At 60.3% G+C, this 25,299-nt stretch carries 20 protein-coding genes and 1 pseudogene; 9 read left to right on the forward strand and 12 right to left on the reverse strand.

The window, feature by feature from the left end:
* The first annotated feature begins 1 nt into the window (after position 1).
* From ACFO3A_RS11790 to ACFO3A_RS11820, 7 genes are all read left to right on the forward strand, one after another.
* Positions 2-367: a Na+/H+ antiporter subunit C gene (locus ACFO3A_RS11790; protein ID WP_377726552.1), complete on the forward strand. Its 366-nt coding sequence runs from the start codon at positions 2-4 to the stop codon at positions 365-367.
* On the forward strand, positions 367-2,058 hold the full coding sequence (locus ACFO3A_RS11795; protein WP_377726554.1) for a monovalent cation/H+ antiporter subunit D: 1,692 nt from the start codon (positions 367-369) through the stop codon (positions 2,056-2,058). The genes ACFO3A_RS11790 and ACFO3A_RS11795 overlap by 1 nt, the downstream gene beginning before the upstream one ends.
* On the forward strand, positions 2,055-2,546 hold the full coding sequence (locus tag ACFO3A_RS11800) for a Na+/H+ antiporter subunit E (protein ID WP_377726556.1): 492 nt from the start codon (positions 2,055-2,057) through the stop codon (positions 2,544-2,546). Before ACFO3A_RS11795 ends, ACFO3A_RS11800 begins: the two co-directional genes overlap by 4 nt.
* Positions 2,543-2,833, forward strand: coding sequence for a K+/H+ antiporter subunit F (locus ACFO3A_RS11805; RefSeq protein ID WP_377726558.1), 291 nt, complete (start codon positions 2,543-2,545; stop codon positions 2,831-2,833). The genes ACFO3A_RS11800 and ACFO3A_RS11805 overlap by 4 nt, the downstream gene beginning before the upstream one ends.
* Positions 2,830-3,222 carry a monovalent cation/H(+) antiporter subunit G gene (locus tag ACFO3A_RS11810; RefSeq protein WP_377726559.1) on the forward strand — a complete coding sequence of 131 codons (393 nt, stop codon included), beginning with the start codon at positions 2,830-2,832 and terminating at the stop codon, positions 3,220-3,222. The genes ACFO3A_RS11805 and ACFO3A_RS11810 overlap by 4 nt, the downstream gene beginning before the upstream one ends.
* A 1-nt stretch (position 3,223) precedes the next feature.
* Positions 3,224-3,610, forward strand: coding sequence for a fluoride efflux transporter CrcB (gene crcB, locus ACFO3A_RS11815; protein ID WP_377726560.1), 387 nt, complete (start codon positions 3,224-3,226; stop codon positions 3,608-3,610).
* 187 nt (positions 3,611-3,797) lie between these two features.
* Positions 3,798-4,652: an LOG family protein gene (locus ACFO3A_RS11820; RefSeq protein WP_377726754.1), complete on the forward strand. Its 855-nt coding sequence runs from the start codon at positions 3,798-3,800 to the stop codon at positions 4,650-4,652.
* Here ACFO3A_RS11820 and ACFO3A_RS11825 read toward each other — a convergent pair.
* The 12 genes and pseudogenes from ACFO3A_RS11825 to nosZ all read right to left on the reverse strand — a co-directional run bounded on the left by ACFO3A_RS11825 (position 4,649) and on the right by nosZ (position 23,530).
* Complete coding sequence (locus ACFO3A_RS11825; protein ID WP_377726757.1) at positions 4,649-5,821, reverse strand: MFS transporter; 1,173 nt, start codon at positions 5,819-5,821, stop codon at positions 4,649-4,651. The two genes, ACFO3A_RS11820 and ACFO3A_RS11825, sit on opposite strands and share 4 nt — an antisense overlap.
* Positions 5,821-7,209, reverse strand: a complete 1,389-nt coding sequence (locus ACFO3A_RS11830) for a DNA recombination protein RmuC (RefSeq protein WP_377726562.1) — start codon at positions 7,207-7,209, stop codon at positions 5,821-5,823. Before ACFO3A_RS11830 ends, ACFO3A_RS11825 begins: the two co-directional genes overlap by 1 nt.
* Before the next feature lie 89 nt (positions 7,210-7,298).
* Positions 7,299-7,913, reverse strand: coding sequence for a phosphatase PAP2 family protein (locus ACFO3A_RS11835; RefSeq protein ID WP_377726563.1), 615 nt, complete (start codon positions 7,911-7,913; stop codon positions 7,299-7,301).
* Positions 7,914-8,076: 163 nt separating this feature from the next.
* A complete protein-coding gene (gene purL, locus ACFO3A_RS11840) occupies positions 8,077-12,090 on the reverse strand; it encodes a phosphoribosylformylglycinamidine synthase (protein ID WP_377726565.1) in 4,014 nt (1,337 codons plus the stop codon).
* Between the two features lie 153 nt (positions 12,091-12,243).
* Complete coding sequence (locus ACFO3A_RS11845; protein ID WP_377726567.1) at positions 12,244-14,457, reverse strand: putative bifunctional diguanylate cyclase/phosphodiesterase; 2,214 nt, start codon at positions 14,455-14,457, stop codon at positions 12,244-12,246.
* 142 nt (positions 14,458-14,599) lie between these two features.
* The gene (locus ACFO3A_RS11850; protein WP_377726568.1) at positions 14,600-15,064 is read right to left on the reverse strand and encodes a nitrous oxide reductase accessory protein NosL; all 465 of its coding nucleotides are present in this window, start codon (positions 15,062-15,064) and stop codon (positions 14,600-14,602) included.
* Positions 15,065-15,252: 188 nt separating this feature from the next.
* The gene (locus ACFO3A_RS11855; protein ID WP_377726569.1) at positions 15,253-15,795 is read right to left on the reverse strand and encodes a nitrous oxide reductase accessory protein NosL; all 543 of its coding nucleotides are present in this window, start codon (positions 15,793-15,795) and stop codon (positions 15,253-15,255) included.
* Positions 15,795-16,610: an ABC transporter permease gene (locus ACFO3A_RS11860; RefSeq protein ID WP_377726570.1), complete on the reverse strand. Its 816-nt coding sequence runs from the start codon at positions 16,608-16,610 to the stop codon at positions 15,795-15,797. Before ACFO3A_RS11860 ends, ACFO3A_RS11855 begins: the two co-directional genes overlap by 1 nt.
* A gap of 35 nt (positions 16,611-16,645) precedes the next feature.
* Positions 16,646-17,597 (reverse strand): annotated as a pseudogene (locus ACFO3A_RS11865) (ABC transporter ATP-binding protein).
* A complete protein-coding gene (locus tag ACFO3A_RS11870) occupies positions 17,554-18,807 on the reverse strand; it encodes a nitrous oxide reductase family maturation protein NosD (protein ID WP_377726759.1) in 1,254 nt (417 codons plus the stop codon). The pseudogene ACFO3A_RS11865 and the gene ACFO3A_RS11870 overlap by 44 nt, the downstream one beginning before the upstream one ends.
* 71 nt (positions 18,808-18,878) lie before the next feature.
* The gene (locus ACFO3A_RS11875; protein WP_377726572.1) at positions 18,879-21,512 is read right to left on the reverse strand and encodes a 4Fe-4S binding protein; all 2,634 of its coding nucleotides are present in this window, start codon (positions 21,510-21,512) and stop codon (positions 18,879-18,881) included.
* Positions 21,513-21,613: 101 nt separating this feature from the next.
* On the reverse strand, positions 21,614-23,530 hold the full coding sequence (gene nosZ, locus ACFO3A_RS11880; RefSeq protein ID WP_377726574.1) for a TAT-dependent nitrous-oxide reductase: 1,917 nt from the start codon (positions 23,528-23,530) through the stop codon (positions 21,614-21,616).
* Between the two features lie 237 nt (positions 23,531-23,767).
* Here nosZ and ACFO3A_RS11885 point away from each other — a divergent pair, with 237 nt between their 5' ends.
* Together ACFO3A_RS11885 and ACFO3A_RS11890 are read left to right on the forward strand one after the other, a co-directional pair.
* Positions 23,768-24,220, forward strand: a complete 453-nt coding sequence (locus tag ACFO3A_RS11885; protein WP_377726575.1) for a c-type cytochrome — start codon at positions 23,768-23,770, stop codon at positions 24,218-24,220.
* 23 nt (positions 24,221-24,243) lie between these two features.
* Positions 24,244-25,296 (forward strand): FAD:protein FMN transferase, encoded by a 1,053-nt coding sequence (locus tag ACFO3A_RS11890; protein WP_377726576.1) that lies wholly within the window; start codon positions 24,244-24,246, stop codon positions 25,294-25,296.
* The last annotated feature ends 3 nt before the right edge of the window (positions 25,297-25,299 follow it).

Here is a 25,299-nt window from a genome sequence, read left to right on the forward strand (position 1 = left end):
TATGGAAACCGTTTTAGCCCTGGCAATCGGCGTGCTGGCAGGCTCCGGCGTCTGGTTGCTGCTGCGTCCGCGCACCTTTCAGCTGGTCATTGGCCTGTCGCTGCTGTCGTATGCCGTGAACCTGTTTATTTTCAGCATGGGCCGCAAGGGCCTGGCCATTGCCAAGGAGCCGGTGCTGCGCCCTGGCGTCCCCGAGGACCTGCTCCATTACGCCGACCCCCTGCCCCAGGCCCTGGTGCTGACGGCCATCGTGATCGGCTTTGCGATGACGGCGCTGTTCCTGGTCGTGCTGCTGGCCTCGCGCGGCATGTCCGGCACCGACCACGTCGATGGCATCAAGGCGCGGGACGCCCAGGAGATGCCTTGATGCAGGGAATATGGCAATGGCTGGGCACCTGGATGCCCCACCTCATGCTGGCGCCCATCGTGCTGCCCATGGCCACGGCAGCGCTGATGCTGCTGCTCAACGAGGAACAGCAGCGCACCAAAACCATCCTCAGCACCGGCTCCATCGCCCTGGGGCTGGTGGTCGCCATTGCCCTGCTGCAATGGAGCGACCACAGCGCCGCCCCCAGCGTTTACCTGACCGGCAACTGGGCGGCGCCGTTCGGCATCGTGCTGGTACTCGACCGGCTCACGGCGCTGATGCTGGTGCTGACCAGCGCCATTGCCCTGGCCGTCAGCATCTTTGCCATGGCCCGCTGGTTCAAGGCCGGCGTGCATTTCTACGTACTGTTCCAGTTTCAACTGATGGGACTGGCCGGCGCGTTTCTGACCGGCGACCTGTTCAACCTGTTCGTCTTTTTCGAAATCATGCTGGCTGCCTCGTACGGCCTGCTGCTGCATGGTTCCGGACGCCTGCGGGTTCAGGCCGGACTGCACTATATCGCTATCAATCTGGCAGCATCCTCCCTTTTCCTGATCGGCGCATCGATGCTGTATGGCCTGACGGGAACGCTGAACATGGCCGACCTGGCGCAGCAAATTCCGCTGGTGACCGAGGCCGATCGCGCCCTGCTGCACACGGCCGCCGGGATTCTCGCCACCGCCTTCCTGATCAAGGCCGCCGTCTGGCCGGTGAATTTCTGGCTCGTGCCCGGCTACAGCGCCGCGACGGCGCCCGTCGCGGCCTTGTTCGCCCTGATGACCAAGGTGGGCGTCTACACGCTGCTGCGCCTGTGGACGCTGATGTTCTCCAGCGAAGCCGGGGCTTCGGCCCTGTTCGGCGGGCAGTGGCTGATCGCCGGGGGCATGGTGACCATGGTGTTCGGCAGCATCGGCATCTTCGCCGCCACGCGGCTGACCCATCTGGCCGGGTATGCGGCCATCGTCTCGTCCGGCACGCTGCTGGCTGCGGTCGGGTTCGGCCACCCCATGCTCACGGCCGGCCTGCTGTATTACCTGCCCAGCTCGACCCTGGCGGTGGCCTGCCTGTTCCTGCTGGCCGATGCCATTGACCGCTGGCGCAACCACGGCGCCAGCATGGTCGATCTGGACGACGAGGAAGCCCCCTTCCTCAGCCACGAGCTGATCGCGGCCGATCACACCAATCTGGACGACGAGGAACAGGCCCTGATCGGCCGCCCGATCCCTGCTGCGGCGGCATTTTTGGGCCTGGCCTTTTTGCTGTGTACCCTGGTGGTGGCCGGATTGCCGCCCTTGTCCGGGTTTCTCGGCAAATTCGCCATGCTCACCGCCCTGCTCTCCCCCCTGGGACTGGGCCACCCGCTGACCGCTGCGCCGCCACCGACGGCCTGGCTGCTGCTGGCGTTGCTGATCGGCTCCGGGCTGCTGGCCCTGATTGCCCTGACCCGTGCCGGTATCCGCCACTTCTGGGCGGCGCATGAGCGCACGGCCCCGGAAATCCGCCTCACCGAAGGCGTGGCCATTGCCGCCCTGATGGGTTTGAGCCTGGCGCTGACCTTGCACGCCCCCGGCGCCATGCGCTACACCGAGGCCACGGCGCAAAGCCTGCACAGCCCGCACACCTATATTCAGGCCGTGCTGCAGGCAGCGCCCGTCCCCAACCCGCCTGCCGCTTCGGGAACAGCACCATGATGCGCAAACTCCTGCCCGCCCCTTTGCTCTCGGTGGCCCTGTTCGTCCTCTGGCTGCTGCTCAACCACCGCTTCAGCCTGGGGCACATCGTCCTGGGCGCCTTGCTCGGCTGGAGCATTCCCCTGATAACGCGGGGACTGCGGCCCCTGCCCGTGCGGGTGCGCCATCCGATCACGATTCTGCGCCTGGCCTTGCGGGTGGTGCATGACACCACCGTCTCCAACCTGCATGTGGTGCGCTTCCTGCTGCTGCCGCGCTACCGCCGCCACCCGGCGGATTTCGTTGCCATTCCCCTGCAGCTGCGCGACCCCAACGGGTTGGCGGTGCTGGCCATGATCGTGTGCATCACCCCCGGTACCGCCTGGGCGGAAATCTCGCGCGACCGCAGCATGCTGATGCTGCATGTGCTGGAGGCCTACGACCACGCCGCCATTGCCCAGTATGTGAAAACCCACTACGAACGCCCCCTGATGGAGATTTTTGAATGACGGGCCTACTCTCCACCCCTCTGGACTTGGCGCTTCCCGCCGCCATTTTTATTCTGGTGCTGGCCATGCTGCTCACCTTGGTGCGCCTGCTGCGCGGCCCGACGGCGCAAGACCGGGTGCTGGCGCTGGACAGCATGTACCTGAACGGCATGTTGCTCATGCTGGTGCTGGCCATGCACTACCAGTCCAGCGTTTACTTTGAAGCCGCCCTGCTCATCGCCCTGTTCGGCTGCGTGGGCACCACGGCCATGGCCAAATTCCTGCTGCGCGGGGAGGTGATCGAATGAACGCTGCCGACCTGCCGCTGTGGCTGCAATGGCTGGTTGCCCTCCTGGCCCTGGCCGGGGCCTGCGTGGCCCTGCTCGGCTCCTGGGGCGTGGTGCGGCTGAAAACCTATTACGAGCGCGTTCACGCCCCGGCCATCATCGCCACCCTGGGCTGCTGGCTCATCATGTGGGCCAGCGTGGTGTTCTATTCCGCCACCGGGGATGGCCCGGCCTTCTACACCCTGCTGATCGCCGTGTTCATTGCCACGACGGTGCCGATCTCCACCATCTTCCTGATGCGGGCCGCGCTGTTTCGCGACCGCCTGGCCGGCCGGCCCGTGCCGCCCAGCATGAGCGGCAGCACCTCGGCATCCACCCAGCACGGGGCATCCGGCTCCTCTCTCTCCTGAAATGCTGCACGTCCTGGCCATCTGCACCGGCGCCTCCCTGGGGGCCCTGGCCCGCTGGCGTCTGGGACTGTGGCTGAGCCACCCGGGCCAGCTGCCCTGGGGCACGTTGGCCGCCAATGCCATCGGGGGCTACGTGATCGGGCTGGCGATTGCCGCCTTCGAGGCCCTGCCCCAGCTCGATCCGGCGTGGCGGCTGTTCCTGATTACCGGCCTGCTCGGCGGGCTGACCACCTTCTCCAGCTACAGCGCCGAAGTGTTTCAACTGCTGCACGCCGGCCGCTGGGCCATGGGCATGGTCTGGGCCGGCGCCCATCTGCTGTGTTCCCTGCTGCTGACCGCCGCCGGCTGGTATTGCGCCACGGCCGGGCTGCAACGTTTCGGCATGTAACCCTATAGATTCATGATTTCATAGCTGCTTGCGACTATGAAATAAGGATTTCAGCATTGTTTTACCTTAAAACTGTTTAAATACGTGCGGTAGCAGCACCTTATTTAATAGCTTCGGATGCTGATCGAATAAAAGCAAAAACCTTGGAAAGGCGCTTATGACTCCCCCCCTGTACGAACGCTCCCTCATGGAGGACCTGGCCCCCCTGGAAGGCCCGAACGCCACGCGCGACCTGACGGCCGACCCGACCGAGCCCGATTCCTACCGCCTGGCCTTTGCCGACCCCGAATTCATGGCCCGCCGCGAAACCCGGGGCATCCGCTTTCAACTGGAATTGCTCAAGCCCGATCTGGACCAGGAGGCCATGGGCATCTACCACACCGTGGTGGTCTACGGCAGCGCCCGCTTTGTCGATCAGGAAGAGGCCACCCGCGCCCTGGACAGCGCCCAGGCCAGCGGCGATGCCCAGGCCATCGCCCTGGCCCAGCGCGACATGCGCAACGCCCAGCGCTACGAAGCGGCCCGCCGCTTTGCCTACCTGGTGGCCGAATACAGCAAGCAGCACCCGACCAACCAGCGCGTTTACGTCTGCACCGGCGGCGGCCCCGGCATCATGGAAGCGGCCAACCGGGGCGCCTACGACGCCGGGGCACCGACCATCGGCCTGAACATCCTGCTGCCGCACGAGCAGCACGGCAACCGCTACATCAGCCCCGGCCTGAGCTTCAAGTTCCACTACTTTGCGCTGCGCAAGATGCACTTTCTCATCCGGGCCAAGGCGCTGGTGGCCTTCCCGGGCGGCTTTGGCACCATGGACGAATTGTTCGAGGTGCTGACCCTGGTGCAGACGACCAAGATCAAGCCGGTGCCCATCGTGCTGTACGACTCGCAGTTCTGGAAACGCCTGTTCAACTTCGACATGCTGGTCGAGGAAGGCGTCATCAGCGCCGAAGACCTGAAACTGTTCCAGTTTGCCGACACCCCCGAGCAGGCATGGCAGATCCTGAAGGACTTCTACCAGCTCAACGGCCGCACGGGTTAATCCGCGAAAGTATCGCGCCCCAGCAGCCACGGCAGGCGCGATGCGGCCCCCACCATCGCGCCCACGCCCCAGAACAGGGCCGACACCCCCAGCACCGCGCCCAGGCTGCCGAAGACCATCGGCATCATCACGCTGGAGGCATTGATGGCCATCATGCGCAGACCCAGCGCCTGGCCGTGGCGATGCTCCGGGGTGATCTGGTGGATCATGCTCATCACCATCGGCTGCACGCAGCCCAGCACCAGCCCCAGCAAGACGGAACACAGCCCCATGCTCCACGGCCCCGGCATCAGCGGATAGAGCATGAACAGCAGGCACGCGCCCAGCATGGCACACCACACCACCAGCCACTCGCGCAGGTGCCGGGCCACCACGGGCAGGATCAGTCGCACCACCATGGCGGCAATGGCAAAGCCGCCCAGAATGCTGCCGATCACCGAGGCCGACAGCCCCCGCTCATGCCCCAGGATGGGTACCACGAAAGTGTGTACGTCCCAGCACGAGGACAGCGCCCAGTTCATCAGCAGCAGGCGGCGAAACGCCTGGTCCTGCAGCAGATCCCAGGCCGCCGGGGCCTTGCCCGCCGCGACCGGCACCGGCGGCAGCTCCGGCACCGTCCGCACCCAGAACCAGGCGGCAATGGGCAGCAGCGCCAGCAGCAGGAAAGCGGCGCGAAAGCCCATCTCGCTGCCCGCCTGCCCGCCCGCGTGGTCGATCAGCAGACCGGCAAAAAACGGGCCGATAAAGTTGGAAATGGCCGGCCCCAGCGCCAGCCAGCTGAACACCTTGCGCAACTGCACCTGATCGTGGGCGCTGCGCCCGACGTGGCGTTGCAGCGCAATCAGCGCCGTGCCCGCCGCCCCGCCGCTGCACAGCGCCGCCACGCACAGGACGGGAAAGACCGGCCAGGCCACCGCCAGCCCCGCCCCCAGCGTGGCGACCACCACGCTCAGGGCCACCGGGCGCCGCAAGCCATGCCGATCGGCATAACGCCCCGCAGGCAGGGCCAGAAATACCTGAGTGAGCGCAAACAACGCCAGCAACACCCCCACCGCCGCCGCGCTGTAGCCTTGCGCCAGGGCCAGCAGCGGCGTAGCCATGCGCAGCCCGGTCATGCAGGCGTGGATGGAGATTTGCGCGGCAATCAGCCGGGGCAGGCCGCTGGCCATCATGCGGCCCCCGGCCCGGGCCTGGCAGCGCCCGCCCCGGTATCGGTGGCATCCCGCTCCATCGCAATGCCGATGCCGGTTTCGATTTGGGCTTCGCCCCCGGCATCCGCCGCAACAGGCAACGCCTGCACCTCATGCAGGCTGCGCTGGATGGCGCGGGTGCGCACGTCCACCTGCTCGAACTTGCGGGCAGCAGCATCCAGCGATTTGCGCGTGGCCTCGACCACGGCGCCGAACTTGGCAAACTCGGTCTTCACCTGCCCCAGCACGGCCCAGACCTGGGCCGAACGCTCCTCGATCGCCAGGGTGCGAAAACCCATTTGCAGGCTGTTGAGCATGGCCGCCAGATTGGCCGGGCCGGTCACGACCACGCGGTACTGCTGCTGCAAGGCTTCCACCAGCCCCGGGCGGCGCAGCACTTCGGCAAACAGGCTTTCGCTGGGCAGGTACATCAGGGCAAAGTCCGTCGTATGCGGCGGGGCCAGGTATTTGCCGGCGATTTTTCTGGACTCGGAGCGCACGCTGCTTTCCAGCGCCTGGCCGGCGGCCTGGATGGCAGTGCGGTCGCCCAGCTCCCAGGCATCCTGCAGGCGCTGGTAGTCCTCCACCGGGTATTTGGCATCGATGGGCAGCCACACCGGCTGCGTGCCCTGCCCGGGCAGGCGGATGGCGAACTCCACCAGCTCGTTGCTGCCCGGCACGGTCTTGACGTTGCGGGCGTACTGCTCGGGGGTCAGCACGCTGTCCAGAATCGCGCCCAGCTGCACCTCGCCCCAGGTGCCCCGGGTTTTCACGTTGGTCATCACCCGCTTCAGATCGCCCACGCTGGCGGCCAGGGTCTGCATCTCGCCCAGCCCTTTGTGGACTTGCTCCAACCGCTCGCTGACCAGGGCGAACGAGGCCCCCAGGCGCTGCTCCAGCGTGGCGTGCAGCTGCTCGTCCACCGTGCGGCGCATGTCTTCGAGCTTGGCGGCGTTGTCGCGCTGGATGGCGGCCAGCCGGTCATTGAGGGTGCTGCGCAGCTGCTCGGCCTGCTGCTCGCTGCTGTGCTGCTGGCGGTGCGCCTGCTCGGCCAGCGCCTGCTGGAGCAGGGCAAAGTGCTGCTGCAATTCCTGGCGGCTGGCCCGCGTTTCCTGGTGCGCCTGGGCCAGCCGGGCATCGACCAGCTTGCGCAGGCCATCGGCATGCAACTGCTGGTGCTGGCCCAGGCTTTGCCCCAGGCCGTGCAACTGCTGGGCCAGCGCCTGGGCCTGCCCCTCCTGGCGCAGCAGGGCGTGTTCCAGCGTGCGCCACGGCACCCCGGCCCGGCGCGAGCGCACGATGTGCAGCACCTGCACGGCCAGCACCAGCAGCAGGAGAAAAAGCAGCAGCCCTTGGAACCAGTTCATAACAAATAAAATAGCACTTCCCACTGATAGATAAACAATTTCAGATATATAAATTATTGAATATCTTATATATCAAGCGGTAACAGCTATTATTTTCTCATCTCCATCTTCGGGCAAAAGGCCAGAACCCTGGCCCCCACCCAGACACTGATGGCAGCACAAAAATATCCCGTGATGACATCCACGGGAAAGTGCGCCCCGACGCTGATGCGCGACAAGCCCACCCACAGCACGAACACCGCCAGGAACACCCGCCCCCAGCCCCGGCACCAGGGCCAGAAAACCAGGGCCACCAGCATGGCAAAAGTGGCGTGACCGCTGGGAAAGCTCAATGCAGACTCTGGCGCCACCAGCACATGGACCGACCCCGCCGGCAAGGCCGCCGCAGGCCGTGGCATGTGCAACCCCACTTTCAGCGCCGTGACCACACAGGCGGCCACCACATAGGCCACCAGCAGCAAGGTGACACACGCCACCACCGTATCGCGCCGCGGCAGCCACCGAACCGCCGCACAGGCAGGAACGAATCTGTAAGCAAGCAACAGCAGAAGCGCTGCCGCGACGATCCATACCAGATTCGCAAAATCGCCCAGGTGCGTGCCCAAGACCATGGCCTGATCGAGCCAGGGAAGGCGCACGCCATTGACCATGTAGAAAAGCTTGTGGTTCAGCGCAGACAGCCCGGACAGCACGCCTGTATTCATGGCTGTGCTCCCACGGCAAAACCCGGCGGCATTCGATACCGGCCGCCATCGGCAGGCGGCCGGGCTTCATGTCGATGGCAGCGCATGTCAGAACCGCTTGCGCGGCGAATCCATCGCAGGACCATGGAGCGTTTTCAAGCTGCCGGGGATGCGCTGCAACGCCTTACCCCAGCCACTTGCGGGCATTGCGCCACACCCGCATCCACGGGCTGGCCTGGCTTTTATCGCCGTCTGTCCAGCTCATCTGGATGTTGCGGAACACGCGCTCGGGGTGCGGCATCATGGCCGTGAAGCGCCCGTCGGCCGTGGTCACTGCCGTCAGACCGCCGGGGCTGCCGTTGGGGTTGAAGGGGTAGACCTCGGTCGGCTGGCCGTGGTTGTCCACATAGCGCATGGCCTGCACGACCTGATCGGCATGGCCACGGGCGGCAAAGTTGGCAAAGCCTTCGCCGTGCGAGACGACGATGGGCAGGCGGCTGCCCGCCATGCCTTGCAGGAAGATGCTGGGGCTGTCCAGCACCTCCACCATGCTCAGGCGAGCCTCGAAGCGGTGGCTCTGGTTCTGCGTGAAGCGCGGCCAGGCTTCGGCGCCGGGGATGATGTCGGCCAGCTCGGCAAACATCTGGCAACCGTTGCACACGCCCAGGGCAAAGGTGTCGCCCCGGCCAAAGAATTGCCGGAACTGCTCGGACAGGCGCTCGTTGAAGGTAATCGAACGCGCCCAGCCGATGCCTGCGCCCAGGGTGTCGCCGTAGCTGAAACCGCCGCAGGCGACGATGCCCGCCATGTCCTGCAAGTGGGCGCGGCCCGCTTGCAGGTCGCTCATGTGCACGTCCACGGCATCGAAGCCGGCAGCAGCAAAGGCAAAGCCCATTTCCACCTGGGAGTTCACGCCCTGCTCGCGCAGGATGGCGACGCGCGGCTTGGCGTTCAGGTTCAGGTAGGGCGCGGCCACATCGTCCTGCGGGTCGAAGCTCAAGTGAACGTGCATCCCGGGGTCGCTGGCCGCACCGGCGGCAGCATGTTCGCTGTCGGCGCAGGCCGGGTTGTCGCGCTGCTGGGCGATTTTCCAGCTCACGGCGTCCCAGACCTGGTGCAGGTTTTCCAGCGTCGCGCCAAAGACCTGCTTGGCATCGCGCCAGACTTGCAGCTCGCCCTTGCCCATGTCCACCGGGCTGGAGGCCGGGCGCGTCTTGCCGACGATGTGGCTGCACTGAATCAGACCGTGTTCGCGCAGCACCTGCATGACCTGGCTGCGGTCGGCGGTGCGGATTTGCAGCACCGCGCCCAGTTCTTCGTTGAACAGGGCACGCAAGGTCAGGTCTTCGCGGCGGCCTGCCACCTGCTGGCCCCAGTTCTTGCCTTCGCCGGAATCCATGCGGCCATCGGTGATGCCGTCGCCCTCCGTCACCAGCATGTCCACGTTCAGCGCCACGCCGACGTGGCCGGCAAAGGCCATTTCCGCCACGGTGGCCAGCAGGCCACCGTCGCCCCGGTCGTGGTAGGCCAGGATCAAGCCCTGCTGGCGCAAGGCGTTCACGGCATCCACCAGCGCCTTCAAATCCTCGGCATTGTCCAGGTCAGGCGTGGTGTTGCCGCTTTGGCCCAGCACCTGCCCCAGGATGGAACCACCCATGCGGTTCTGCCCCCGGCCCAGGTCGATCAGCACCAGGGAGCTGTCCGGCTCCTGCGCATCGAGCTGCGGCGTGAGCGTGCCGCGCACGTCGTCGATGGCGGCAAAGCCGGTGATGATCAGGCTGACCGGCGAGGTGACTTTTTTCAGCGCCCCGCCTTCGCTCCACTGGGTGCGCATCGAGAGGCTGTCCTTGCCCACGGGAATCGAAATGCCCAGCTGCGGGCACAGTTCCATGCCCACGGCCTTGACGGTGGCGTACAGGTCGGCGTCTTCTCCCGGTTCGCCGCAGGCGGCCATCCAGTTGGCCGAGAGCTTGACTTTCGACAGCTCGATCGGCGCGGCCAGCATGTTGGTGATCGCTTCGGCCACGGCCATGCGGCCCGAGGCCGGGGCATCGATGGCGGCCAGCGGCGTGCGCTCGCCCATCGCCATGGCCTCGCCCTTGAAGCCGGTGAAGTCTGCCAGGGTCACGGCCACGTCGGCCACGGGCACCTGCCAGGGGCCGACCATCTGGTCGCGGTGCGTCAGGCCGCCCACGGCGCGGTCGCCGATGGTGATGAGGAAGCGCTTGCTGGCCACCGTGGGGTGGGCCAGCACGTCGATCACGGCTTTTTCCAGCGCCACGCCGGTCAGGTCGATGGCGGGCAATGTGCGCTGCACGCTGGTGACGTCCTTGTGCATCTTGGGCGGCTTGCCCAGCAGCACGTCCATGGGCATATCGACGGGGAATTTCTGCTCGCCCTGCGCGACAGCCGTGTCTTCCAGCACCAGCTGACGCTGCTCGGTCGCCACGCCAATGACGGCAAAGGGGCAGCGCTCGCGCTCGCAAAAGGCCTGGAACTGCGCCAACGATTCCGGGGCAATCGCCAGCACGTAGCGCTCCTGGCTTTCGTTGCTCCAGATTTCCTTGGGCGCCAGGCCCGATTCTTCCAGCTGCACCGCCCGCAGGTCGAAGCGAGCACCGCGCCCGGCATCGTTGGTCAGCTCGGGGAAGGCGTTGGACAGGCCGCCCGCGCCCACGTCGTGAATCGCCAGAATGGGGTTGGCCGCGCCCTGCTGCCAGCAGTGGTTGATGACTTCCTGGGCACGGCGCTCGATCTCCGGGTTGCCGCGCTGCACGGAATCGAAGTCCAGCTCGGCTGCATTCGTGCCGGTGGCCATGGAGCTGGCCGCACCGCCACCCATGCCGATGCGCATCCCCGGCCCGCCCAGTTGAATCAGCAGCGTGCCTGCGGGAAATTCGATTTTCTTGGTCTGCTGCGCGTCGATCACGCCCAGACCGCCAGCGATCATGATGGGCTTGTGGTAGCCCCGGGTGATGTCGCCGACCTGCTGTTCGTACTCGCGGAAGTACCCCGTCAGGTTGGGGCGGCCAAACTCGTTGTTGAACGCCGCGCCGCCCAATGGCCCCTCAACCATGATCTGCAAGGGGCTGGCAATGTGGGCAGGCTTGCCCACCTCGCTGCCCCACAGCTTGGAAACCGTGAAGCCGGTCAGGCCCGCCTTGGGCTTGGAGCCCCGGCCCGTGGCCCCTTCGTCGCGGATTTCCCCGCCCGCACCGGTCGATGCGCCGGGGAAGGGCGAAATCGCCGTGGGGTGGTTGTGCGTTTCCACCTTCATCAGCACATGGTGCAGCGCTTTTTCTTTTTGATAGCTGGGTGCGCTTGCCTGGCTTGCCTTAGCGTCGTATTTGGCTATGAATCGCTCGACCTCATGGCCTTCCATGATGGAGGCGTTGTCCGCATACGCCACGATGGTGTGCTGGGGCGAGGTCTGCTCGGTGTGGCGAATCATGCCGAACAGCGATTTGTCCTGCGCCACGCCGTCGATGGTGAACTGGGCGTTGAAGATCTTGTGGCGGCAATGCTCGGAATTGGCCTGGGCGAACATCATCAGCTCCACGTCCGTGGGGTTGCGTTGCAGGCCGGTGAAGGCATTCACCAGGTAATCGATTTCATCGTCGGCCAGGGCCAGTCCCCAGGCCTTGTTGGCTTTTTCCAAAGCGGCGCGGCCACCGCCCAGCACATCGACAAACTCCATCGGAGCGGCTTGCAGGGTGCTGAAAAGCTGCTCGGCCTCGGCGCGGGTGGCAAACACCGATTCGGTCATGCGGTCGTGCAACAAGGCGGCAATCTGGTCACGCTGCGCGGCGGACAATTCCGTCTTGCCGCCCAGCAGGCCGCCTTTGACGGCAAGGCGGTATTCGGTCATGCGTTCCACCCGGAACACGTCCAGACCGCAGTTGCGGGCAATGTCCGTGGCCTTGGAAGCCCACGGCGAGATGGTGCCCAGGCGCGGGGTGACGACAAAGACCGCCCCCTCCTGCCCCGCATCCTGCGCAGGTTCGCCATAGGTCAGCAGCGCTTGCAGCCGCTCTTGCAAGGCACTATCCGGGGCCGTGGTACAGGCCACCAGATGCACAAAGCGGGCCGTAATACCGGTGATTTTGGGATGAATGGCGACCAGATCGGTCAGAAGCTGTTGGGCACGAAACGCGCTCAGGGCGTTCGCGCCCTCAAACTGTGTCAAATGCAAAGTCACAAGGCGGCCTATGGACAGAAGGGAAAGGCGGGGTGAAAACACCCCAGGGCCGGACGCAAAGCCCGGCCCTGGGGTGCAGCATTGGGGAAGTCCCGCATTTTACCGGGCTGGGGACAGGCCTGCGCCCTGCCCCTGTTTCTTGGCAGAGCATCCCTAGACGGTACGCTGGAACAAGAAGCTTTCAATCTCTGCCGCAGGCTTGGGGCGGCTGAAATAGTAGCCCTGCGCCTCGTCGCAACCCAGGGTTTGCAGGAAGTCCAGCTGGTCCCGGGTCTCGACACCTTCGGCGGTAATGCGCAGCCCCATGGCCTGGGCCATGCGCACGATGGCGTTGACCATGGCCTTGTCCGTCTCGCCTTTGTCCAGGTCACGAACAAAGGATTGGTCGATCTTGAGCTTGTAGCTGGGCAAACGCTTGAGCTGGGTCAGCGAGGCATAGCCCGTGCCAAAGTCGTCGATCGACAGGCGCACCCCCAGCTTTTGCAGTTGGGCCAGGGTTTGTTCCGCTGCCGGCACGTCGCTCATAGCGGCGCTTTCGGTCAGCTCCAGTTCAAAGCACTGCGGCGGCAGGTCGGCCTGTCGCAGCACATCGCGCACCAGATCGGGCAATTGGGGCTGGTGAAACTGCCGGGCCGACAAATTGACGGCCATGGTGATATGCAGCAGTCCTTTGCTGCGCCAGACTTTCAATTGCTGGGCCGCCGTCTCCAGCACCCACTGGCCAATCGGCAAGATCAGGCCGCTGCTTTCCGCCACCGGAATAAATTCCGCCGGGGACACCATACCCAACTCGGGGTGCTGCCAGCGCAGCAAGGCTTCCACCCCGACGACCTTGCTCGTAGTCGCATCCACCTGAGGCTGGTAGTGCAGGGACAACTGGTCGCGTTCCAGCGCTCGCCGCAGGGCATTCTCCAGTTCCAGCGCCCGCATCGACTGGGCCTGCATCTGCGAAGTGAAAAAACGGTAGGTATTGCGCCCTTCCTGCTTGGCGCCATACATCGCCATATCGGCGGACTGCACCAGGGCATCGAAATCCCGTCCATCCTGGGGATACAGGGCCACCCCGACCGAACAGCCCAGGGTCAATTCATGCTGGCCGATATGAAATGGCTGGTCGAACGCCTGGGCGACCTTCCCGGCGACCCGCTGGGCACCCCGGGCATTGGCCCGCGGCAGCAGCAGAACAAATTCGTCACCGCCCAAACGGGCCACCGTGTCGTATTCTCGCACCGTCTGGCGCAAGCGCTGGGCAATCCGCGCCAGCAGGTTGTCGCCGACCTTGTGCCCCAGCGAGTCATTCACATGCTTGAAATGATCCAGGTCCAGAAACAATACCGCCAGCGGCGTATGTTGCATCTGGGCGCTGGCAATGGCCTGCTGGCTGCGTTCGGCCAGCAAGGTTCGGTTCGGCAGCCCCGTCAGAACATCGTAATGTGCCAACCGGTAGATGCGCTCCTGATCGTATTTACGCTCCTGGATTTCCTTGTCCAGGTCCTTGGCCGTTGTCACCAGCGCATGGGTACGCTCCGACACAACCCGCTCCAGCTCCGCGTGGGCCTCCCGCAAAGCCTCCTGCGCCTGCCGGCGTTCGGTGATGTCCATCAGAATCCACACGGCACTGCCATCCTGCAGGGCCTTGCTGCGCACTTCGCAGATCAGAGGCCCGCCATCCTTGCGGCGCAGGGCCATTTCAGCGGCAAACACCTCCCCTGCGGCCAGCACAGGCACACAACGGGCACGTTGCGCCAGCCATTGCTCATCGTCGGCAAACCAGGTACGCGACGAACGGCCTTGCAGTTCCCCGGCGTCATAACCGAGCATCAACTCCACATGCCGGTTGCAGCGTACAACTGTATGGTCCCGCAGATACGCCACACCCACCATCGCGTGATCCAGCAAAACCTGGGTCTGCAACTGGATCGCATCCAGCTGTGAACGCATATGGATGTGGGCATCGACATCGTCCAGCGTCCAGATGGAGCCCTCCGACGGCTCGGCCGGATTGATCAATCGCCCCGTCAGGCTGGCCCAGAACAGACCGCCATCGCTTTTGCGCATCTGGCGCACGCTACGAAACGTCCCGCCCTGCGCCAAGTCGGCAAAGGCATCACGCCCCAGAGCCCGGAAAGCCTCCCGGGACGGATGCAGCGCATAGCTGGCTTGGCCCACAATGGCTTGCGCATCGTCATACCCAAAAATTTGTGCAAAACGGTCGTTGCAGCGCAGCACCGCCCTTTTCTGAATGAAGGCAACACCAATATCGGTACTTTGCAGCAGCGTTTGCTGCTCCCGCAATGTCCTGGCCAAAGCGACCGCAACCTCCATCTCCGAGGTCAGGGGTTCAGCCGTGAGTTCTCCATCAGTCATGCGCAAGCCTGGATTCCAGCACTATTTTTCTACAAACGTAAAATAGTGTCACAAATTGTTCAACCAGGCTAGTTGACTTAAAACAAACACGGTAGCGTACTAAGGATTTTACAGAAACCGGGCCTAGAGCCCGTTTAGGTTCTCAGCCACTGGCTGCGACATGGGCCGAATGCTGATGCCCGCCTGGCACAACAAGCTGCCGCAACACAACCGCATCCACTTGTGCAAAGGAAAGCACGACGCCACCGCGGCGCTGGATAAAGGCCTGGGCAGCAGCCTGCTCGGCAAACGCAGGCAAATTTCCTGAGCGCATCGGCCCCAGAGCATTGGAGCCATGCACATAAAAAGCATCGGCAGCAGCCACCCACGCCGGCGGAGCGATCTGAGCGCTGTCTGTCACATAACAAACCGCAATGTCGCGGGCGGTTCGCCCCGGACTGAAGCGTTCCACATCGTCCAGAAAGGTGAACAGCGACAAAGGCGAGTCAAAAAAATGCACATAGCCATCGTTAAAAATAGCCTGTGCTGCCCACTCGGCAAAACGCCCCGGGTACATGCCGCACACGGGGCAACGCGCCCCATCGGGCACAGGACGCGGGTCGGTCATGGCCAACCCGGAAGCCGGGTCGTATGGCAGGGCCGGGGCATCCAGGCAAACCTCGGCCTCCGGCAGTTCTACAGCAGGAACAGACAGCCGCTGCCACCCCCAGGCGCCAGCAACTGCCGCTGCTCCCATCAACCCAGCCAACATTCTGCGCCGCAACACGGGCTGTGCCATAAAACGCTCTGCCAGTCCTACATCCGGGTATCGTGCAATGCACCGCCGGTCAAATCCACCATGTCCAACTTGATGCCGTCATAGGGATAAACCGTCCCGCCATATTCGGTGACGAATTTTTCCGCGTCTGCCTTCTGAGCAAAGCTGGCAATCGTCGTTCCCATGGAGCCGTGGCGCTTGCTCCCTACGACATAAGTCGCCGTTTTTGCATCAATCCAATGCCCTTCGGGATGCTCCCAATCCGCCTGCCCCATATCCTGCACATAAACCATGCGCACCGGGCGTACCTGCTCTCCAGCCAGCAGCGAATTGAACAACTCCACCGTGTCGCAGAAGAAGACGGGCCGGTCTTGTCCTGCGTAATGCACCTGTGCTTTGGGCCCCGGGTAATCAATCAACAACATGCCGTCAAGCTCGCAAGAGGTCGAACGATCGATTTCCACCGGGGCAAAGGATTGCGCCTTGGCAGCCTCATCACTACATGCACTCAAGCCACCAACGGCCAGAATCAACGCAGCCAGCCAGGAGGCACGGCGCAAGGGATACAAAGAAAAGTTCATCACGGCTTAAACCTCCAATTGGCCCATGCCAAAGGTAAAACAATCCACACCAGCATAACGCCGCCCATCTTGAGAGGATTCCCCAAAGAAGTAGGCATGACACTGGCCAAACCATACAGCGTACGCACATCCTCCAAAGAAAAAACATTCAGGATGCGAAAAACATCCGCAGGATTCAACAATAGCAACCAGGCAAAGGAATCGCCGGCAAACTTCCCTCCTGTGGTCACCAGTATCCCCAACAAGATCAGATCAAACACCAGAACAAAGAAAAACCAAGCAGCAATCGCCATGCCGGAAGCACGCGTACGGTCACGTGCCACAACGGAAATCAGCACGGCGATACTGAGAAATGCCAATCCCAGCAAGACGGAACTCAGTATAAATCCGAAGTAATGGAATAGCGCGTTAGCATCCATCTGCTTCCACAAAAGCAATGCCACCACGCCAAAACCCACCAAGGTAGACAGGGTCAACGCCAGAGCCAAACCCAGGTATTTCCCCAGCATCAACTCCAGCCTTGTGATGGGCAATGCCAGCAACAACCCCAGAGAGCCACGCTCACGCTCACCCACGATGGCATCAAACCCCAAAAGCAGGGCAATCAGAGGAATCAGGTAAATCACCAGACTTACCAAACTCGCAATGGTTACCTCAATCGAGCGAAAGCCGACCATTCCCTGTTGTGCCCCACCAAAATAGGCGATAACCACAGAAAACGCTGCAAATACCAAGGCAACCGCCAGCACCCACCGGTTACGGATTCGATCCCGAAACTCCTTTGCTGCAACGGTAATAATAGGCTTCAATTCCATGAATATAATTTCAATCAAAAATTAAGCGAACACGATTATTCTGAAATACCAAAGAACATATCTTCCAGAGAAGGTTCATGCAAACGGATATCCTGCACGCCCAACGGAGCAATTGCCGCCAGCACCGCCATTTTTTTTTCTCGCGCACACTCAAACCGTAAGCCGGAGAGTGTCATCGCAGGCTGGATATTTACGATACCCCGCAACGTCTGAATCAATGCGGGGGCTTCATCTACCGCTAAATCCACCTCTACAACCAAAGGCAAATCCGTATCTTCCCGCAATTGCTGGACACTTCCTTGTGCTTGCAGTTTTCCTGCAGCAAGAATTGCCAGCCCATCCACACGCTCCTGCAGCTCCGACAAAATGTGCGAGGTAATCACAATCGTGACACCCGTTTGCTGCAGTTCTCGCAAGGTGATATAAAAATCCCGAATGGCCTGAGGATCCAGTCCATTGGTCGGCTCATCCAGAAAAAGCACTTGCGGTTTGCCCAGCAAAGCTTGTGCAAATCCCAAGCGCTGCCGCATCCCTTTGGAGTATTCACGTACCGCCCGCCTGCCGGCATGGGCAAGCCCTACTTTATCAAGCAAGGGCTCGCACTCCTTTACGGAAGCACCTTTCAAACGAGCAAAAAAAATGCAAGGTTTCCAATCCGCTGAGATTGTCGTAAAGCACCACATTCTCAGGCAAATACCCAAGTTTGCGGCGGGCTGAACGAAAATTCGGGCCGGCCACATCTGCCCCTGCAACAACAATATTGCCGGATGTCGGTCGTTCCAAACCCAGCATCATCTTGAACAGTGTGCTTTTTCCCGCACCGTTATGACCGATCAGACCAAAAATTTGCCCTTGCGGTATATTCAAATCTACGCCATCGACGGCATGTACAGCGCCATAGTGCTTACGCACATCACGCAGAACAATCGCAAACCGATCTTTATCAACCGGGGAAATATTTGCCACGCCACTTACTCCATTCTTCATACTGTGGACGCATTCGCGGATGCGGATCCACTACCGAAGGCACCCGCAAAATAGGAAATTGCTGGCTGACCAAGCGCAACGCCTGCACCGCAGGACTGGCCATCAAGAGCTTCACACTTGGATGGCGCCACGTTAAGCGATCCACCATATCATTGGCTTCGTAGGGCACATCGCCCACACCATCGCCATCGCGATCCCAGCCGATATAGTTACTCCAGTGGTTGCCACTGCGTTCGCCCCAAATCTGATCACGCGAACCGACATAGCGCACTTGCTCGCGATTGGAAATGAAGTCATTCCCTTCAATTTCGTTGCGAGCCGATCCAGCCAGATGAACACCAACGGTATTGTCGATGACCGCATTATTATTGATAGCCGTGTATTCAACATCATAAATAAAAAAACCACGACTATTCCCCGCCACCACATTTCCTTCAATAACCGAATCCTGAAGAGTCCGCAGCATAATCCCATGGTCAGAGTTACCCCAGGCACGGTTATTACGAACCTCCTGGTTACGGACTTCCATCAAGGCCAACCCGCCCCGATTATAGTAAGTATCGTTATTTTCCCACAAATTATAATAAGAATTCATATAATGGGTTCCATACCGACTATTGTGCAGGTGGTTCCCTTTGAACACAGCATGATGAGAAACATCAACGTACAAAGCGTCTCGCACAAAGCTGATGCGATTATTGATTATTTTTGCGCCCTTGGTATTATAAAGCTGAATACCATTTCCGCGCAGTGGTGAACTATATTCGCGTTTCCCGGTTATATTATTATTTTCAATCCATACATCATTTGCTTTTTCTATCCACATTCCAAAGAGGTTGTAGGATAAATAACAATTCTGTATGACCGCCCGATGGGCACCCGGATAAATATAAATCCCTGCGTTTTGGTCTTTCAGGCTGTCGCCAGAGTCACTAACAATCAGGCCATCAATCACCACGTCCGGCACGGTAACCCGAATGGTGTCACCGCGATTGCCACCACTGATGGTGGGACGGTCGATGCCACGCAGCGTCAATGGTTTATCAATCAACAGGTTAGCGCGGTACTTGCCCCTGGCAATCTCCAAAACATCTCCTGGCGCCGCAGCCTGCACCGCCGCTGCCAAGTCATCCCCAGGATTCACGGTAATCGTTGCAGCATGGCTGGCACTGGCCCATGCCAAGGCGGCAACCCCCCAGAGAAATTTCAGTGAAATTGCCACAAAACCCTTACCAGACAAACGCTGACAGCTATTTAAATTAGAGTAATTTTCCAAATTATTCACGGCGTAAACAGTCCCAATGCTTGCAGCACCAGGAATAGGGCAGCACCAATCATCAAGTTCTTGAAAGCAACGTAGCTCATCATGTCAAACCAGCCGGCTACACGGTAATTGTCCCGCCACCATAACCCATCTTTGACATAGCGACGGCCAGCCATGCGAATCAGCACCTCGTACAGGCTCCAACCGAACCACCAGCCAATGATGGCACCAGAAGACAAGTGCCCCATTGCCGTCATCACCCACGCAACGGTTGCCGCAGCGGCCAAGGCAATCCCGGCCATTTGCAAAGCCCGTTTACTGCGCCAGCCTTCACTGCTCCAAGGCCACAGATGGTCACGGACTTCCAGCAGCACCCACTTCATCAGGCCAACGTCACGCTTGTGCGCAGGCAAGGTCGAATCGGTAGGCATCCTGGGATCGACACCTCCCTTGGCTTTGGCCGCGATCTGGTCATCCACCGTGGCAGGGTGGATCGGAATGAAATAGCCATTCTTGCCAATCGGCGTAATTTCCAACCCATCACGCTCACGACGCTTGCGCTCTTTGGCCAAGGGCGGGCAGCCTTTGGTGTCGGTATACAGAATCATGCAATCGAGACAGTGCAGGCACTCACGATGGTCAATACGGCCATCGGCATCAATGGCCTGAGCGCCGCAGCCCACCGCACAAGCCTTGCAGCTATTGCAATCCTGCTTGCGCTTCAAACCAAACCAGCGGAAGGTGCTGGGAATAGCCAGGGATGCGCCCAACGGGCAGATATATTTGCAATACGGGCGCTCAATAAAGATGGACACACCCAAAATCGCCGCCACGAACAAGCCATAGGGCCACGAGCGATTCATCACGCCCACCAGGAAGGTGGTTTTGAAAGGCTCGACCTCAGCCAGTTTTTCGGCCAACCCCATCGAGAACAAGGACACCGTGAGCAGGAAGAAAAATACGACATATTTCCCCCACTTCAAACGATCATGCCATTTCTGCGGCAACTGGGTTTGGAAGCGTTTGAATCCAACCAGCTTGGCAATTTTGAAAATGGATTCCTGGAGCGAACCAAACGGACACATCCAGCCACAGAACAAGCCCCGGCCAAACAAGAACACCGTACCGATGATGAAAATCCAGAACAGAAAGATGAACGGATCCGATAAGAACAACGACCACGTCCATTGAAACAGAATCGAATGGAACCATGTCAGCACCTGGGTAATGGAGGGCTGGGCCATCAATCCAAAACCAATCCAGACCATGCTGATAGTCCAGAAAATATATTTGAATCCATTCACCGGCCATTTATTCTTGTGCGTGGACAAGCGTGTCAGCTTTTCACGGAACGCATAAACGATGGTCACAGCGACCAGAATGAAGGCAAACAGGGCAATCTTGACAGCCTGGGTCTTCCAGACGCGCACCCAGGGCGCATCCGGCTCCTGGACTTTCGGACGCCCACCCTCCAGCATACTTGCTGGCAACCAATACTTGGATTCAAAAACAGCAAAACTGCGATGCCCCGTCGCACGATCTACGCGGTTGCCGAGAAAGGCCAAACGCCACGGATAAGCTGGGGAGAAGGAGTTCGATCGAACGATGAAGATGCCCGCTTCATTATAGCGCGGGGCATCTGCAGGCTCCAAGCCATACAGATTCAGATAATCCAGATCACGGAAAGTAAAGGCATCTGCACCCTGTTTTGCCTGAACACGGTCAAAAATACCACCACGAACGAACCCCGAGCCTTTGAATGATTCATCCCCGGCTGTTTTAATAATAAAGAACGCACTTTCGCCTTCCTTGAGAGCAGAATGCAGACGTTCAAAATTATTTTTTCCAAGCAGGCTGATGCCGACATCTGGCTGATTCAAATCACCAAACCACAATTCAATAAATGGCACCGAACTACGTGCCAAGCCAACCTGCTCGGGCTTGACCAAGAGCCGTTGAACCGCGCCAATTTTCACCAATTCATTCCAGCTGTATTGCTTGCCTGTGGTAAGAAAGCGTGCTGGATCACGCACGGTTGGCTCAATAATACCGGTTTGACGCGCAACGGCCTGGCCAGAAAGCTGCATTACCTGGTTTTGGGCAATTACCGTCACAGTAGCGCCAGAGATAGCATCCACACCAAGAATATTCTCATCTGGGCGCGAAGGACCAACTTCGATATTATCTGCCGCCGATTTCCCAAGATACTGATTATTGAAATTAATGAGTGCAGACTCTGGAATCCCTAACAGCAGAATAGGCTCAGAATGCTTCAGCACCTTGACGCCAACATACTTGCCATCCTTGTCCATACCGATCAAGGTCACCACGGGCTTGCCGGAGTAAGCCGGCGTGTCCGTAATATCGGTGGACAGCATCACGTAGCCAAGAAGCTTTTTCCCGGGGCTATCGTTGTCGTACGCCTCGACATAAGGCGGTTGCCCCTTGCGCGGTGAAAAATAGGAGGCTCCTGGAAACACCTCTGCGCAGGGAAGCAAAGAACACATATCCGGCGTCGTCGCCAGATTTTCCGGCAACTCTGCTTCGTAAGCGGTACTTGCAGCCTGTGCAAGCGGAGAAACGCCTGCACCAACCACCGCCAGGAACAAGAACAACAACCAAGTAGTAAACCGATGACCCAGGAAAAGCATCTGACTGTCCAATAGATAACAGGCACCAGAGGGTGCCTGTAAAAAAGCGCTATTTTTGCTCCCCCTGCCAACACCGAGCAGGGGAGAGTCTCAACAGCAGTTTAAGCCTCAACAATCATCCGCGTACGCATTTCCAAGTGCAGCGCGTGGCAGAAGGTGGAGCAATAAGCCCAGAAAACACCAGGCTTGTCCGCAACAAAAGTCACCGATTTCGTCTCCAGGGGATTGATGATGAACTGGATGTTGTACTTGGGCACTGCAAACCCGTGAGTCAAATCCTCGATCTTGTCCAAGTTCGTCAGAATCAAGGTGACCTCATCCCCCTTTTTCACCGTAAATTCACGCATAGAGAAAGCAGGCGCCTGCGAAGTCAAACGCACCGTCACCTTCTTGCCATCGCGGAACACGCCGGAATCCTTCGGATCCTTGATTGCCAAGGGGGATTCATCCAAATCGTAAACCTGCTTGGTTTTGATGATGTCACGCTTGAAGATGATGAAATCATGTGGCTCACCACGAACCGGATGGTCAGCCAAGAGAACCATCTTATCGCCAGAAATATCAATGATTTGCTCATTCTCGGGATGGAAGGGGCCAACCGGCAGGAAGCGATCTTTCGAGAACTTGCACCCCACTGCCAAGTATTTGCCATCTGCAGCCATCGTCTCAGACTGGGTGGCGTTGGTATGGCCGGGCTGATAATGCACATCCAAGCGATCAATCACATACTCTGCACTCTTGTCGCCATTGTGGAAAGCAATCGCTTTTTCGATGTTCCACTTCACCATCTGGCTGTCCAGGAACAAGGTTGTATAAGCATTGCCGCGACCATCAAAGGCCGTGTGCAAGGGACCCAGGCCAACCTCGACTTCAGCAACGATCGAGTCATCCAGGTTTTCCATCTTGCCATCGAACCAATCCAGCACCTTGGTCAGCTCAATAGTCGTAGTCGTCGGCGAGAGTTTGCCTGCGCAGATGAAATACTTGCCATCAGGCGAAGCATTGACACCATGGGGATTCTTCGGTACGGATACATATGCCGTCAACGCAGTCAGAGGATCCTTGTTCGCTTCGTGCGTACCATCCACCACCGGCACATTGGAAGTCCCGTAGGTTTTGAATTTTCCAGCCTTGACCGCTTCTTCGATCCGGGCGATGTTGAAGAACAGGCAAGCATCGCGCTCGGCCGACATCATGTCTTCGTAGTGGACGCCGTTTTCCGTGTTGTACTGGTTGGTCGCAGCCAGTTTGCCGTCATAAGACGTTGCAACCAAGTCGCAGTTGCCATCGATCAGCACTTGCCAGCGCACTTCCATGGTTTCGGCATCGACACAACTAAACAGCGAACGGTATTTTTCGGTGTTATTCGCATCCGTGCCGTCGTTGGGCAGAGGAATGCCGAATTCGCCCCCACAGAACACACGGGTGGTGTAGTTGATGGCCGGATCGACCGGGTCGGCCTTGTCCGGGAAAATTCCGTGAAAACCCTGCACGTTCGGCAGCGTCGTGATCTTGTCGCAAATGAAATAGTCCAGACGAATCCGTGCAATACGGCTGTTGATCTTGTCATTCACCCATGCATAACGGCCATCGTAGTTACCGTTCTTGTACGAAGCATGCAAGTGGTGGGTATCTGCCACGTTGTACAGCGGACCGCCTTTGGCATTGCGCCCCATCACGTCAAGAGACTCATTGGTAATACCCCACCCCACCAAAGCATCGGGCCTGAAGCAAGGAATACGCAGCAACTCCCGTCCAGATGGCATGCCCAGCACACGCACGTCGCCATTGTGACCGCCGCTCCACAGACCATAGTAGCTATCAAGCTCCCCAGGCTTTAGGTGGATAGATGACGATGCTGCGGCTGATGCGGCAGCCGGCGCAGCAGCAGGTGTAGCAACCGGAGCTGCTTTTTCCGTGCAACCCACAACACCAGCCAAGCCAGCCAGCGCTGCGGTGTTGAGGAACTTTCGACGGGCCGGTACGGCCTCTGTTTCGGGACGGTTCGATTGACTCATGGTGTTTATCTATGTAATTTGGAAAGCCCTTTAGGGCCGATATACCCATCAGGAAAACCCCGTTAGGGCAAGTCCTAGTGTGCATGACCCCGGGTTTTGCACATTGATTCATATCAAATGTATATTCCAAGAAGTCGTTCACACTACGACGTATCGAACGGGGTCTACGCACTATAACTTCCGGTTATTGTGTGCACTCCGTTTTGTTGTTTCCTCAATACTTACAGAAAGCGTAATATGAAAAAACTTCCTTTTGCCGTTGCTATTTCGGCTGCTCTGTTGCTAGCCGCTTGCGGCAAAGAAGCTCCTCAAGCCTCGGCACCGGCTGCCGAAGCGCCCAAGGTGGAAGCACCTGCAGCCGAAGCCCCGAAAGTAGAGGCTCCTGCCGCCGCCGCAGCACCTGCTGCCGAAGCACCCAAGGCCGAAGCAACCGCCAGCGTGGACGGCAAGAGCATTTACGGTAAAACCTGTGCGATGTGCCATGCCGCAGGCGTGGCTGGCGCCCCCAAGCCCGGCGATAAAGAAGCCTGGGGCCCCCGCATCGCCCAAGGCAATGACACGATGTACAAGCACGCCCTGGAAGGCTTTACCGGTGACCATGGGATGATGCCCGCACGTGGCGGCAATCCCAAGCTGACCGACGAGGAAGTGAAAGCCGCCGTGGACTTCATGGTGGGCCAATCGGTATAACCCGGCAAAAAGGAGAACGCGCCATGGTAGAGATAGGCACCCCCGCAAATGGTGGGCAATGGACACGGCGGCGCTTTGCGCTGACCATGCCCTTGCTGGGCAGCCTGAGCCTGCTTGCCACCCCCGCCAGCTGGGCCAGCACGGCTGGCGCCAGCCCGCAACGCGCCAACCGCGTATTGATGGGGACGCAGGTGGATATCGTTACCGACGGCGCGTCCTCCGCCACGCTGCAAGCGGCCATGGCACAAGCATTTGCCCGTATGCAAGCGCTTGAAGCCATGATGAGCCGCTTTCGCAGCGACAGCATGTTGCAACAGATCAACGCACAGGCCGGCAAAACTGCCGTGACCGTTCCGGCGGAAATGATGGCCGTGCTGCAACAGGCGCATACGGTCTGGAAGGCCAGCAAGGGCGCTTTCGACCCCACCGTAGGGGCTTTGGCTGCCTGGCGCTTCGAGCCGGGCCAGCAGGCCATGCCGACTGCCGCACAGATTTCCGATGCGTTGCAGCACATCGGTGCCGACAAGCTACTGCTCGACACGGCCAAAAACACCGCCCTGCTGGCGCAGGCCGATATGGCCCTGGACCTGGGGGGTATTGCCAAGCTGCCCATCCTGGCAACCGGTCTGCAAACCTTGCAGGAGCATGGCATCCAGAATGCACTGATCAACGGCGGCGGCGACGTTGTGGCCATCGGCCGGTTGCAGGGCCGCCCCTGGCGCGTTGGCATTCGCGACCCGCGCCAACCTGCGCAGCTGCTGGGCGTGGTTGCCATCGAAGGCCAGGGCGTGGTCGCCTCCTCCGGCGATTACGAGCGCTATTTCGAGCGCGACGGCCAGCGCTACCACCACGTCCTGAACCCGCGCACGGGTTGGCCGACCACCCGGGTTCACGGCGTGGCCCTGGTGGCCCGGGAAGTGGCTGCCGTCAATGGCTGGGGTACGGCGCTGATGGTGCAAGGGCCGGCGGCTGCACCGGCATGGAGCCGGCAGCACCCGGATGTGGCCGTGCTGGTGGCCGGCAGCGATGATCAAGTGTGGCAAAACGCCGCCATGGCGCAGCAATTGCAAGCGTAACGG

It is taken from the genome of Comamonas nitrativorans (assembly GCF_042654765.1).
GTDB classification, from domain to species: Bacteria; Pseudomonadota; Gammaproteobacteria; order Burkholderiales; family Burkholderiaceae_C; genus Comamonas; species Comamonas nitrativorans.